At 73.2% G+C, this 12,967-nt stretch carries 12 protein-coding genes; 6 read left to right on the top strand and 6 right to left on the bottom strand.

Features of this window, described 5'->3' with window-relative positions; all coding sequences use genetic code 11:
* Positions 1–236: 236 nt before the first annotated feature.
* Complete coding sequence (locus ACSMXR_RS08435) at positions 237–2,354, top strand: MMPL family transporter (RefSeq protein WP_473171534.1); 2,118 nt, start codon at positions 237–239, stop codon at positions 2,352–2,354.
* 102 nt (positions 2,355–2,456) lie between these two features.
* Here ACSMXR_RS08435 and ACSMXR_RS08430 read toward each other — a convergent pair whose 3' ends face one another.
* From ACSMXR_RS08430 to ACSMXR_RS08415, 4 genes are all read right to left on the bottom strand, one after another.
* Positions 2,457–3,116, bottom strand: a complete 660-nt coding sequence (locus tag ACSMXR_RS08430; RefSeq protein ID WP_137232772.1) for a winged helix-turn-helix domain-containing protein — start codon at positions 3,114–3,116, stop codon at positions 2,457–2,459.
* Between the two features lie 372 nt (positions 3,117–3,488).
* Entirely contained in the window at positions 3,489–4,523 is a 1,035-nt protein-coding gene (glnII, locus tag ACSMXR_RS08425) for a glutamine synthetase (protein ID WP_473171533.1), read from the bottom strand.
* A gap of 164 nt (positions 4,524–4,687) precedes the next feature.
* Positions 4,688–5,827 (bottom strand): ARPP-2 domain-containing protein, encoded by a 1,140-nt coding sequence (locus ACSMXR_RS08420; RefSeq protein WP_473171532.1) that lies wholly within the window; start codon positions 5,825–5,827, stop codon positions 4,688–4,690.
* The gene (locus ACSMXR_RS08415) at positions 5,824–7,368 is read right to left on the bottom strand and encodes a hypothetical protein (protein WP_473171531.1); all 1,545 of its coding nucleotides are present in this window, start codon (positions 7,366–7,368) and stop codon (positions 5,824–5,826) included. Before ACSMXR_RS08415 ends, ACSMXR_RS08420 begins: the two co-directional genes overlap by 4 nt.
* Before the next feature lie 236 nt (positions 7,369–7,604).
* On the opposite strand from ACSMXR_RS08415, the gene ACSMXR_RS08410 reads away from it, so the two are divergent.
* Positions 7,605–8,519 (top strand): Gfo/Idh/MocA family protein, encoded by a 915-nt coding sequence (locus tag ACSMXR_RS08410; RefSeq protein WP_381794323.1) that lies wholly within the window; start codon positions 7,605–7,607, stop codon positions 8,517–8,519.
* Here the strand turns inward: ACSMXR_RS08410 and pdxR are convergent.
* A complete protein-coding gene (gene pdxR / locus ACSMXR_RS08405; RefSeq protein WP_473171530.1) occupies positions 8,473–9,939 on the bottom strand; it encodes a MocR-like pyridoxine biosynthesis transcription factor PdxR in 1,467 nt (488 codons plus the stop codon). The genes ACSMXR_RS08410 and pdxR overlap by 47 nt on opposite strands.
* Positions 9,940–9,986: 47 nt before the next feature.
* On the opposite strand from pdxR, the gene ACSMXR_RS08400 reads away from it, so the two are divergent.
* Positions 9,987–10,511: a carboxymuconolactone decarboxylase family protein gene (locus ACSMXR_RS08400; protein WP_473171529.1), complete on the top strand. Its 525-nt coding sequence runs from the start codon at positions 9,987–9,989 to the stop codon at positions 10,509–10,511.
* 125 nt (positions 10,512–10,636) lie between these two features.
* Here the strand turns inward: ACSMXR_RS08400 and ACSMXR_RS08395 are convergent, their stop codons facing one another.
* A complete protein-coding gene (locus ACSMXR_RS08395; RefSeq protein ID WP_218527793.1) occupies positions 10,637–11,002 on the bottom strand; it encodes an arsenate reductase family protein in 366 nt (121 codons plus the stop codon).
* Between the two features lie 119 nt (positions 11,003–11,121).
* Between ACSMXR_RS08395 and ACSMXR_RS08390 the strand changes: the two genes are divergently transcribed.
* From ACSMXR_RS08390 to ACSMXR_RS08380, 3 genes are all read left to right on the top strand, one after another.
* Positions 11,122–11,427: a hypothetical protein gene (locus ACSMXR_RS08390; RefSeq protein ID WP_473171528.1), complete on the top strand. Its 306-nt coding sequence runs from the start codon at positions 11,122–11,124 to the stop codon at positions 11,425–11,427.
* A 162-nt stretch (positions 11,428–11,589) separates the two neighbouring features.
* Positions 11,590–12,063 (top strand): hypothetical protein, encoded by a 474-nt coding sequence (locus ACSMXR_RS08385; RefSeq protein ID WP_473171527.1) that lies wholly within the window; start codon positions 11,590–11,592, stop codon positions 12,061–12,063.
* A 35-nt stretch (positions 12,064–12,098) separates the two neighbouring features.
* Entirely contained in the window at positions 12,099–12,929 is an 831-nt protein-coding gene (locus tag ACSMXR_RS08380; RefSeq protein ID WP_473171526.1) for a M55 family metallopeptidase, read from the top strand.
* Positions 12,930–12,967 lie beyond the last annotated feature (38 nt).

The following is a 12,967-nucleotide window of genomic DNA, read 5'->3' as shown; positions in this document are numbered from 1 at the left end:
CCTCTCCCCTCACCGGACCCGGGCTGTTCCCGGTCCGCAGCCAGTCTCACCCGGGCAGGACCCGCCGCGTCAGCCGGTCCGCCACCCGGCGGGGGTGTACCTGGCACCACCCCCTTATCCGCCCCCTACACCTCCGTGACCGGGGGCTTCGACGGCTGGGGCGGACCGCGCCGGATTCCTAGATTCGAAGCGTCCCGATCCACTGACGCGACGCCTACCTCTGGGGGAGAGACCACATGAGGCGCAACCTCGCCGCACGCATCGGCGTGTGGAGCACCCACCACCGCAAGACGGCCGTTCTCGGCTGGCTGCTCTTCGTCGTGCTCGCCACGGGCATCGGCGGGGCCACCGGCATGGTGGAGATGACCAACGCGGAGAACGGCGCGGGCGAATCCGCCCGCGCCGAACAGATCCTCCTCGACGCCGGACTCGACAAGCCCGCGGGCGAACTCGTCATGGTCTCCGCCCCCGCCGCGGGGGAGTGGAAGCCGGCCGCCGACGCCCTCGCCGACGCCGTACGCAAGACCGGCGAGACGCAGAACATCGCCCCGCCCGTCGCCTCGAAGGACGGCAGGGACGCCCTGATCACCTTCGAGATGAAGGGCGAGGCCGCCACTTCGTCCGACCGGATCCAGCCCGTCCTGGACGCGGTCGCCGCCGTCGGCGAGGACCACGCGGACATCGAGATCCACCAGTTCGGCGAGGCCAGCGCGGGCAAGTGGCTCGGCGACCTGCTGGCCGAGGACTTCAAGAAGGCCGAGTTCACCGCCGTACCCCTGGCGCTCGGCATCCTCCTCGTCGCCTTCGGCGCGGTCGTCGCCGCCCTGCTCCCGGTCGGCCTCGCCCTCACCGCGTGCATGGCCGCCTTCGGCCTCCTCTCGATCGCCAGCCACCAGCTGCACCTGTTCCAGACCACCTACTCGGTGATGTTCCTGATGGGCTTCGCCGTCGGCGTCGACTACTGCCTCTTCTACCTGCGCCGCGAACGCGACGAACGCGCCGCCGGACGCGACGCCGAGACCGCCCTGCGCATCGCCGCCGCCACCAGCGGCCGGGCCGTCCTCGTCTCCGGCCTCACCGTGATGGTCGCGATGGGCGGCATGTTCCTCTCCGGGCTCCTGCTGTTCAAGGGCTTCGCGCTCGCCACGATCATCGTCGTGTTCATCGCCATGCTCGGCTCGGTCACCGTCCTGCCCGCCCTGCTCTCCTGGCTCGGCGACCGCATCGACGCGGGCCGTATCCCGCTGCTGAACCGCCGCGCCAAGCACGGTCAGGCCGGCAGCGGCCGCATCGTCGGCCGGGTGCTGGGCCCCGTGCTCGCCCGCCCCCGCGCCTTCGCCGTCGCCGCCGTCGTCCTGCTGCTCGCCCTCGCCGCGCCCGCCCTCGGCATGAAGACCGAATCCCTCGGCCTGGAGAAGCAGTTCGGTTCCGACTCCCAGCTCTCCATCGCCCACACCCGTATCACCGACAGCTTCCCCGGCGGCCCCGCCCCGGCTCTCGTCGTGGTCACCGCGCCCGACATCACCGCCCCGAAGGTCGCCAAGGCGCTCGGCGGCTTCGAGGACGTCACCGTCCACCGGGACAAGAACGTCGCCGAGATCGAGATCCCCCTCCCCGGCGGCACCACCGACCTCACCGAACTCCGCGAGAGGACCCTGCCCGCCGCCTTCGAAGGCACCGGAGCGAAGACCCAGGTCACCGGCGAGACCGCGGGCTCCGTCGACTTCAACGACCAGCTCCGCCGCGGCATCGTCCCGGTCTTCGCCTTCATCACGGCGGTCACCTTCCTGCTGATGCTCCTCTGCTTCCGCAGTTACGTCATCGCCGTGACGTCCATCGCCCTCAACCTGCTCTCCGTGGCCGCCTCCTACGGTGTGATGACCGCCGTCTTCCAGCACGGCTGGGGCGCCTCGCTCATCGGTTCGGAGGGGGTCGGCGCGATCGAGGCGTGGATGCCGCTGTTCGTCCTCGTCGTCCTGTTCGGCCTGTCCATGGACTACCACGTCTTCGTCGTCTCCCGGATCCGCGAGGCGCGCGGCGGCGGCCTGGACAACCGGGCCGCGATCGAGACCGGCATCCGCCGCACGGCCGGGGCGGTCACCGGGGCGGCGGCCATCATGGTCGCGGTGTTCGCGGTGTTCGGCACCCTGTCCATGCAGGACATGCAGCAGATGGGCGTCGGCCTCGCCGTCGCGGTGTTGCTGGACGCCACCGTCGTACGGATGGTGCTGCTGCCCTCCGTGATGCTGCTCCTGGGCGAACGCAACTGGCGTACCCCGCGCGGCCTTTCGCGGCTGCCCAGCCTGGAGCACGACGAGCCGGCCGAGCCCGTGCGCGACACCGTACGGGTCTGAGAACACGCCGGTACGAGAGCCACGACGGGGAACACGGGGCGGCCCCGGACCACGGTGAGGAGGAACCGTGGTCCGGGGCCGCCGCACGGGTGCGGGTGCCGGTCAGGGCGTGTACTTGTACCCGACCCGGCGGACCGTCTGGATCGAACGGCGGTACTCCGCACCGAGCTTGCGGCGCAGCCGGGCGACATGGACGTCGACGGTGCGCCCGTCGCCCACATGCCCGTAGCCCCAGACCGTCGTCACCAGCTGGTCACGGGTGTGCACCCGGTGCGGGTGCGCCACCAGATGGGCCAGCAGCTCGAACTCCAGGTACGTGAGGTCGAGGGCGACGCCGTCGACCGAGGCCGTACGCCGGGTGGCGTCGATCCGGACCGGACCGGCGGGCGCCTTCTCGTCGGCGGCCGGGTCGGGCGCCGGCTGCTGGGGGAACGGCGTGCCGCCCGCCCGGTGCTGGGAGGCGGCGACCGCCCCCGCGAGCGCGGGCTGCTGATCGGCCGGCACGAGCACCAGGTAACCGATCATCGGCGGCTGGCCCGGCAGCGCGGGCAGGGTGTGCGGCGGGGCCGGCAGCCAGGTGGCCCCGGGCGGGAGGAAGCCCGCCACATCGGCCGGGGCCGCGACCTCGTCGCGGTCGACCGCGCGCAGCCGGTGCCGGTTCGGGTGGGCGGGGAGGGAGCGGGCGGTGGGGTGGGCCGCAGCGGGTGCCGGGGACGCCGCGGTGGCGGCGGACGCGGCGGAGAAAGTACGAGTGTTCGCCATGAGGGTCAGCTCTTTCGCGCGAGGAGTCGTCTGGGACGGACTTGTGTCGTGCGCGCGGACCGAAGGCCGGGGTGAGCGGCTTTAGTGGGCCTGCGCGTTCCACGCGCGGCAACACACCCGGTCGAAATCATGGTGCTGACGGGAAGGCCAGAACGGTTCGAGGTCGCTGCGACCCGACGCGATGTGCTGGTAGCTGGCCATGTGCTCCATTGAAGCAGACATTGCGGCTGTGCATCAGACTCCTCTCACCCGTCGATACGGACCCTTGGCGTTACGTTCCTCACGCCCGGCCGCCGCGGCCCACGAAAGAGGGGCCCACCGGCGAACCGGCGGGCCCCTCTTCGCGTGTCCGGTACGTGACCGGCGGCGGGATCAGACCTGGTCGGCCTTCTCCAGCGCGGTGCAGCAGGTGTCGACGATCAGCCGCGTGACGACGTACGGGTCGACGTTGGCGTTCGGACGACGGTCCTCGATGTACCCCTTCCGGTCCTGCTCGACCTGCCACGGGATACGGACCGAGGCGCCGCGGTTGGAGACGCCGTAGCTGTACTCGTTCCACGGGGCGGTCTCGTGCAGACCGGTGAGCCGGTCGTCGATGCCCGCGCCGTAGTTCTTCACGTGGTCCAGCGGCTTGGAGCCCTCGCCCAGCGACTCGCACGCGGTGATGATCGCGTCGTAGCCCTCGCGCATCGCCTTGGTGGAGAAGTTGGTGTGCGCGCCCGCGCCGTTCCAGTCGCCCTTGACCGGCTTCGGGTCCAGGGTGGCGGAGACGCCGAAGTCCTCGGCGGTGCGGTAGAGCAGCCAACGGGCCACCCACAGCTGGTCGGAGACGTCCAGCGGGGAGAGCGGGCCGACCTGGAACTCCCACTGGCCGGGCATGACCTCGGCGTTGATGCCGGAGATCCCGAGCCCCGCCGCCAGGCAGTTGTCGAGGTGCTTCTCCACGATCTCGCGGCCGAAGATCTCGTCCGCGCCGACCCCGCAGTAGTAGCCGCCCTGCGCGGCCGGGAAGCCGCCCTCGGGGAAGCCGAGCGGGCGGTGGCCGTCGAAGAAGGTGTACTCCTGCTCGATGCCGAAGATCGGGGCCTGGCCCGCGAACTGCTCGGCGACCGGACGCAGCGCGGCACGGGTGTTGGACTCGTGCGGCGTCATGTCGATGTTGAAGACCTCGCACAGCACGAGGACGTCGTCGCCGCCGCGGATCGGGTCCGGACAGGTGAAGACGGGCTTCAGCACCCGGTCGGACGCGTGGCCCTCGGCCTGGTTGGTGCTGGAGCCGTCGAACCCCCAGATGGGCAGATCCGCCACGTCACCCGACGGCGTACCGTCCATGATCTTCGTCTTGGAGCGAAGCTTGGCGGTCGGCTCGGTGCCGTCTATCCAGATGTACTCAGCCTTGAACGTCACGGACGCCATCCTTTGCGGGTGCAGCGGTCTATGCAGCGCAGCTTGGCAAGACGCGATTTCCCGTCCGTTGCCCGGATGTGAACCCCGTGTTACCGAGGTTTCCTCTGTTTTGCCCGTGCCGGACGGGGCCCCTGGTCCACCCCGTCACCGGCCGTCGCGACCGCTCACACATGGCCCTTGAGCAGCGCGGAGAACCCGGCCGCCCGCAGCCGGCGCACCAGCTCCTCCCGGCTCGACCCCAGCGCGGCGGCCGCCGTGTCCAGGTGCCAGTCGGCCCCGGCCACGGTCCGCAGCAGATGGCCGCGGCGGATCTGCGCGTCGGAGAGCCGGAACGTCTTGAGGTAGGCGACCCGCCCCCGGTGATCGGTGATCGTCTCCCCGATGTGCTGCCCGCCCGTGTCCCGGACGAACGGCGGCAGGAAGCGCCACAGGGTGAAGGACTTCATCCGGTACACCTGGTCGAACGCGTACGAGGAGTCCAGCAGCTCCCGCGCGAACACGGTGTCGTGCGCCTCCTCCCACACCCGCTCCTGGGCCCGCGCGGCCGCCCGCAGCTCACCGAGGTCGCGGATGTGCTCCGCGCCCCCGATCCGTACCGGAGTCTGCGCCACCGGCGCCCCGTACAGCGCGTACTGGTGCACCAGCTCCCCGTAGAGGTCCTCCACCAGCGAGGCGTGCAGAAGCCGGTAGTCGTCCGGGTGCGGGACGACGAAGGCGGCGGCGAGCGCGTCGGAGACGTACACCATCACCCCGCACTGGCCCGGGTGGATCTCGAAGATCCGCAGCGCGTCCGTGAGCCCGCGCACCGAGCGCCCGAGGTACGCGTCCTCGGCGCGCGGCGAGAGCCCGTCGCGCAGGGCCGTGCGCGACCACTCCTCCCAGGCGGTCGACGGACCGCCGAAGTGCAGCGCGAGATAGCCCTCCAGCGCCAGATGCAGCGGCAGGAACCGCAGCCGGTCGCCGGGCCGCCGCTTGGCCATCCGGTGATGCGGCAGCGGCGGCAGCACCGCGGCCCGGGGCGCACCGCCCCCGCCGAACTGGGTGCCGTACGCGGCCGACTGCCGGCCCGCCTCCGGTTCCCGGCCGTCCTCGCCCGACCAGTCGGCGACCAGACCGTGCGGAATGTAGGAGACATAGTGCTCCCGCGGCCCGAGCTCGACGATCCCCGCGCCCAGGCCCTCGTACACCTCACGGTGCAGCCGCAGCCCCTCCACCGGCTCCGCGCGGACCAGCGGGACGAGCCGGACACCGCCCCACACCTGCGAGGGCCGGGCGGTGAGCCCGGTCAGCTCCAGCCGGTTCACCGGACCACCCCTTCGCCTTCTGTTTCTCCCTCTCCGGTGAACCGGGCCACGCGCCGGTCCAGATACGCGTACAGCTCCGCCGGCCCCGTACGCCCCTCCGCGAACCGGGCGATCTCCACCAGGGCGGGCAGATCCTCCGCGTCCCGGATCCCGGCCGTCGCCACCCCCGCCGCCAGCCGCCGCACATCGAAACCCTCGGCGTCGTATACGGGGTTGACGTGCACCACGGCCGTCCGCCGCTCCGGATCCAGCCGGTGCCGCCACACCCGCAGCACCTCGCCCGCCAGCCCCGCCGGGGCGTTGTCCCAGCCGTCCGAGACGATCACCAGCCGGTCCGGGGCCGCCCCGCCAGGACCCGGCTCCAGCGCGTCCAGCACCCGCATCCCCAGCGGGGTCGGCCCCCACGGGCGTACGAGCAGGGCGTCGCCCGCGCCCGAGGTCCACAGCCCCCGGTACGCGCCGGGCGCGGCGAGCGCCTCCAACAGATAGTGGCAGGCCAGCGCCACGGCGAGCGGCCGACGCCGCTTCTGCCCCGACCCGGACGAGGAGAAGCTGTCGTCCAGCACGGTGTGCACCCGCCCCCAGCTCCCCGCGTGTCCGCCCGCCGCCCGGCGGGCCGCCGCGCGCAGGGCGCCGGTCAGCTCGGCCCGGCGCTCGGCACGCTGCTCGAAACCGAGCGACAGCACGTACAGCGCGAGCCGGGTCAGCGGCATCACGGTCAGATCCACCTGCGCGGCCGCCGGAGCGTTCGGCCGCCGGACCGCCGCCTGCTGCTCCTGGGTACGCAGCCGCTCCAGCCGGGTCATCCGGGGCGCGGCGCGCTTCAGGAACACCTCGCGCTTCATCCCGTGCCGGGCGGCGAACCCCTCCGCGACGGTGAACGGCAGCTCGGCCACCGCCCCCTGCTCGTAGTGGGCGCGCCGCCAGGCGTCGAGCAACCCGTGCTCGTAGCGGGGCAGCCGCCCCGGCCGGAACAGGAACGCCCCGACCTCGGCGAGCGGGGCGGCCCCCTCCGGGCAGGGCAGATGGATGTGCCGGGCGGCGGTCTTCAGCCCGGCCCGGTACTTCACGGCGTCATGGCCCAGATCCGGCCGGGCCGCCAGCCAGTCCCGCATGATCGCGCGCGTCCGCCGGTTGTTGACTCCGGCCCGCCGCAGCTCGCCGAAGAGCCGGTAGACGCGCGGCGGCGGCAGCAGCGCCAGCCGGGCGGCGATGAGCCGGCCCTCGGTGCGCCGCTCCTCGGGGCCCGCCTCGCCCGCCGTCTCCAGCAGCCGGCGCACGATGAGCGCCGCGTTGTGGTGGTTGATGTCCAGGGCCAGCGAAGCGGCGTACACCCGGCGGTAGTTGACCCGTACGTAGGTATGCAGGAAGTCCAGGGAGAGCTGCTGGTCGGCGGCGCCGGAGCGGAACTCGCGCTGCCCGGTCGCGGTGATCGCCGCGTTCACGAAGAGCAGGACGTCCTCGGCGGCGACGAGGTCGGTGACGCGGTCGGCGACGAGGTCGGTGGGGCCGCCGGCGCGGCTGTCGGGCGTGGTCGTCATGGTCGTCCCCCGGGAGGCTGGAGTGCCGGCCGGGGAATGGAGGCGCGAACAACGAAATCATCGCTTCACAGGCACGTCTCGGGAGTCGCGCCGGAGTCCCGCGGCCGGCCCTGGAAACGTAACGGGGCAAGGTCGCCTCGCGCCACCGCATTCGGGCCCGGCGCCTTCCGGAGCACGGTGGCATCCGGGCCCGGCCCCCTGCCCGGCCGGCCGCCGGACCCGGCACACTGGCACGCATGACGACTGCAGGCACCACCCCTCTGCGCATCGGCCTCCTCGGCACCGGCCCCTGGGCGCGGAACACCCAGGCCCCCGCGCTCGCCGCCCACCCCGGCGTCGGGCTGAGCGGGGTGTGGGGCCGCCGCGCCGAGGCGGCGGAAGCTCTCGCCGCCGCCCACGGGACGCGCGCGTACACCGGTGAGGAGGGCATCGACGCGCTCCTGGAGGCGAGCGACGCGGTGGCCTTCGCGCTGCCGCCGGACGTGCAGGCCCCGCTCGCGGTCCGGGCGGCGGAGGCGGGCTGCCACCTCCTGATGGACAAGCCGGTCGCCACCACGGTGGCCGGGGCCCGTGCGGTGGCAGGGGCGGCCGAGAAGGCAGGGGTGGCCTCGGTCGTCTTCTGCACGCTGCGGTTCGCGCCCGAGACCTCCGCGTGGATCGCCGAACAGGCGGCGGTGGACGGCTGGTTCACGGCCCGTGCCCAGTGGCTCGGCTCGCTCTACGCCGAGGGTTCGAGCAGCGAGTACGCGGACTCCCCGTGGCGGCGCGAGAAGGGCGGCCTGTGGGACGTCGGCCCGCACGCGCTCTCCGTGCTGATCCCGGTCCTGGGCGACGTCGAGCACCTGACCGCCGCCCGGGGTCCGGCCGACACCACGCATCTGATCCTGCGCCACACCTCCGGCGCGTCCAGCACGGTGACGCTCGGGCTGAGCGCCCCGCCCGGCGCCGCGGGCGTCGAGATCGAGTTCCGGGGCGAGCGGGGCACGGCGTCGATCCCCGGCTGGGCCGGGGCGGAGACCGCGTTCCGGGGCGCGGTGGACGCCCTGGCCGAAGCGGTACGCACGGGGGTGCCGCACGCCTGCGACGTACGCTTCGGCCTCCACCTCACAGAACTGCTGGCGGCGGCGGAGGAGCAGGCACAGGCGGGCTGACCGGCGGCAGGGAGCGGCACAGGGCCTCCAGCGCCTCCGGGTAGGCGGATTCGGCGGGGGTCGCGTACCCGACGACGAGCCCGTCGCGGTGGGGGACGAGGGCGGCGCGGGAGGGGGGCTCCGCCCCCGGGTGCCGGTAGTCGGCCAGCCCCTCCACCGCCAGCCCCTGCCAGGCCGCCGCCCGGACCGCCGAACGCTCGGTGCCGGGCGGCAGCTCCACCACCGCGTGCAGCCCGGCCGCGATCCCGGTGACCCGGACGTGCGGGGCCCGCCGCTCCAGGGCCGCCACCAACTGGTCCCGGCGGCGGCGGTGCCGCTGCCGCATCCGGCGTACCTGCCGGTCGTACGCGCCCGACTCGACGAAGTCCGCGAGCGTCAACTGCTCGGTGGCGCTGGAGAACTGCTCGCGCTCGCCCTTGGCCGCGACGACGGGGGCGACGAGCCGCTGGGGCAGCACCATCCACCCGATCCGCAATGCGGGCGAAAGACTCTTGCTCACCGACCCCACCAGCACGACATGCTCGGGATCGAGCCCCTGGACGGCCCCCACGGGCTGCCGGTCGTAGCGGAACTCCCCGTCGTAGTCGTCCTCGACGACGAGCCCGCCGGTGGACCGGGCCCAGTCGACCACGGCCGCACGCCGCGCGGGGTGCAGCGGCCCGCCGGTGGGGAACTGATGGGCGGGCGTGAGGAGTACGGCGCGGTCGCGGCGGGTGAGCCCGTCGACCCGGGCGCCGTCCGCGTCCACGCCGAGCGGTCGGGTGCCGACCCCGTGGGAGGCGAGCAGCTCGCGGTGGAAGGGCAGCCCGTACTCCTCCGCCGCCCATGGACCGCCGACCACCTCCGCGAGCAGCCGCAGCCCGTGCGCGGCCCCCGAGCACAGGACGATCCGCTCCGGCGCGGCCCGCACCCCGCGCACCCGGGCCAGATAGCCGGCCAGGGCCCGCCGCAGCTCGGGCCGCCCGTGCGGATCACCGGGCCCGAAGGCGTCGTCGGGGGCGACGGCGAGCGCCCGCCGCGCCGAGGCCAGCCAGGCGGTGCGCGGGAAGACCGAGGGGTCCGGCTGCCCCTGGACCAGGTCATGGACCGGGCGGGCCGGGCGCTCGGGGGTACGCGGCCGATGCACCGGGGTCACCGGGACGGCCCGCTCGGCGACCCGCGTCCCCGACCCCTGCCGGGCCGCCAGCCACCCTTCCGCGACCAGCTCCGCGTACGCGTCGGCGACGGTGTTGCGGGCCAGGCCCAGGTCGGCGGCGAGCGAACGGTAGGGCGGCAGCCGGGTGCCCGGGGCGAGCCGCCCGCTGCGCACGGCCTCACGCAGCGCGGCCATCAGGAGGGCCCGGCGATTGCCCGTACCGGAGAGCTCCAGCGGCAGATCGCTGCCCAGGATCTCCGCGGAATTGACCCATGAATCCGTCATAGAAGTGCACCCCATGCCCAGTCACCGGTAGCCCTAGATTCGTACCCATGACGACGACGGAGATCAAGACGAACGACCGCACCACCACCGAGGCCACCACCGTCCGGCCCAACACGGCCACGACCACACCCCGGCTGAACTTCGCGAAGGCGGCCCCGAAGGCGTTCCGCGCCGTGATCGGCCTGGACGCGGCGGCCCGCGAGCACCTGGACCCCACCCTCGTCGAACTGGTCCAGATCCGCGCCTCGCACCTGAACCGGTGCGCGTACTGCCTGCACATGCACACCACGGACGCGCGCAGGGCGGGCGAGAGCGAGGAGCGCCTGCACATGGTCGCGGTGTGGCAGGAGGCGGACCACTTCTTCACGGAGAAGGAACAGGCCGCCCTCGCCCTGACGGACGCGGTCACCCGGATCGGGGACGCGGGCGTGCCGGACGAGGTCTACGACCGGGCGGCGGCCCATTTCGGCGAGGAGGAGCTGGCCCACCTGCTGGCCCTGATCTTCACGATCAACACCTGGAACCGCATCGCCCTGTCCACGGCCAAGCGCGCGGGCACGGACGAACGCTGAGCCGGTACGGCACGGGTGCGCAGACCCTCATCCGGACCACGGACCACGGACCACGGACCACGGACTACGGGCCACGGGTCACGGGCCCACGGCCTTCAGGCATGACGCCCTCAGGCATGACGCCCTCAGGCACCACGCCCCAAAGCGTCCCGCACCGCCTCCTCGCTCCGCGCCACCACGGCCGTGCCGTCCTCCGCCGTGATGATCGGCCGCTGGATCAGCTTCGGATGCTCGGACAGCGCGACGATCCACCGCTCCCGCGAACCGGCGTCGCGCGCCCACTCCTTGAGACCCAGCTCCTTCGCCGCCGCCTCCTGCGTCCGCGTGATGTCCCACGGCTCCAGACCGAGCCGGTCCAGCACGGCCCGGATCTCCTCGGGCGACGGCACGTCCTCCAGGTAGCGGCGGACGGTGTAATCGGCCCCTTCGGCGTCCAGCAGAGTCAGCGCGCTGCGGCACTTGGAACAGGCGGGATTGATCCAGATCTCCATGGGGCCAAGGGTACGCGAGGGACTGCCGAAAGGGCCTCTGGCCAGGGGCGATTGTCAGTGGGGGGCAGTAAAATGGAGGGAGTTCGTGAGGGTTCCACCACGCTGCCAGGAGGATGCCGATGGCCATCGCCACAGTCACGACCGAGCCGCTCGACCGACAGCTCCCGATGCCCTTCCACCCGCCGCTTCCCGCCCCGCCCGCGAAGAAGCGGCTGCCCGCGGGCCGCCCCCGCGAGTGGTACGTCTCCCACAACCGCCGGCTCAAGGCCATGCGCCTGGCCATCGCCCTGCTCGACAGCGGGGTCTACCAGCCCTCCAGCGCCGGCAACCACCGGATACGGATCACCGCCGAGCGCCTGGGCATCCACTCGCCGTCCGACACCACCTGCCGCATGGTCCGCGCCCTGATCCGCTACGGCCGCTGACCGGCACCGACCACCGACCCGTCTGTGCCCCCGGTCCGACGGACCGGGGGCACCAGCATGACACCGGCCGCAGTACGGGACCATGGCCCGACCGAACAGAGCAACAGGCGATACGGGCCAACGGCCGACGGCCGACGGGTAGACGGGCGAAGGAGCATCACCATGGCAGCCGACCTCTGGACTTCGGTCATATCGCTCGCCGGGGTCGCCCTGGGCGGCGGCCTGACGGCTCTCGCCCAGCGAGCCACCCAACGCTCGGCGGAACGCGTCGAGGAACGCCGTCAGGCAGTGGCGACGACGGAGAGCCGCCGGGCCGAACAGGCCGACGTGCTCAAGGAGTTCGTCTCCTGCGCCCAGGCCGCGGAACGGGCCGCCTACCGCCGCCCTGACCCGTGGGGCGACGACGAGGACGGCTGGATGACGCAGACGGGCCCGGTCATGACCGCGCTGTGGACCGCGTCCGGCAATGTCACGCTCCTGTGCGACGAGGCCCTGCGCGAGCCGGTGAGGACGTACGGCCACGCGCTGAACGCCGCCGTGTGGCGCGATATCGGGGACGTCGAGGTCAACGAGCACCTGGAGGAGGCCAAGACCGCGTTCATGAACGCGGCACGGGCGAGCCTCGCCGGCCCCTGACCGGCCGCGCGTCCGCGAGGTAGGCTCCCAGGCCCATGAAGCTGCTGATCTCGGTCGACATGGAAGGCGTCTCGGGCATCGTCCACCCGGCCGAGACGAACCCCGAGCGTTACGACTACCAGCGCGGCCGGGAGCTGATGACGGCCGACGCGAACGCGGTGATCGCGGGCGTCCTGGACGCCGACCCCACGGCCGACGTCCTGGTGGCGGACGCGCACGGCACCTTCCGCAACCTCCTGCCGGAGCAACTCGACCGCCGCGCCCGTCTGGTACGGGGCAAGCCGCGCGCGCTGAACATGCTCGCCGGGCTCGACGCGGAGACCGACGCGGCGCTGTTCGTCGGCTATCACGTCCGCGCGGGGGAGGGCCCGGGCGTGCTGGCGCACACGATGAACGGCGAGATCCTCGACGTACGGGTGGCGGGCCGCTCGCTGGGCGAGATCGGGCTCAACGCCGCCATGGCCGGCCACCTCGGCGTACCGGTCGTCCTGCTCAGCGGCGACGACGCGGCCTGCGCCGAGCTGACCGAGCTGGTCCCGGCGGCGGTCACCGTCCCGGTCAAGGAGGCGCTGGGCGCGGCGGCCGCCGTGACCCTGCACCCGGAGGAGGCCCGGGACCGGCTGCGCCGGGCGGCGGCGGACGCGATCACGCGCCGCGCGGAGATCCCGCCCCTGACGCTCGCCCGCGCACCGCTGGACGTGGAGGTCGACCTCGCGGGCGCGCACACGGTCGACCTGGCGACCCTCGTACCGGGCGTCTCGCGCACCGGCGGCGCCCGTACAGTCACGTTCACGGCCCCCGACTACGCGACGGCGTACCGGCTGATCCTGCTGCTCGCGCAACTGGCCACGATCAGGCCCGCCTAGCGTGCGGCGGCCCGAAAACGCGTCGAACACCGCACGGG

The organism is Streptomyces sp. DSM 106670, from assembly GCF_055792845.1.
This window is presented reverse-complemented; position numbering and strand designations above follow the sequence as displayed.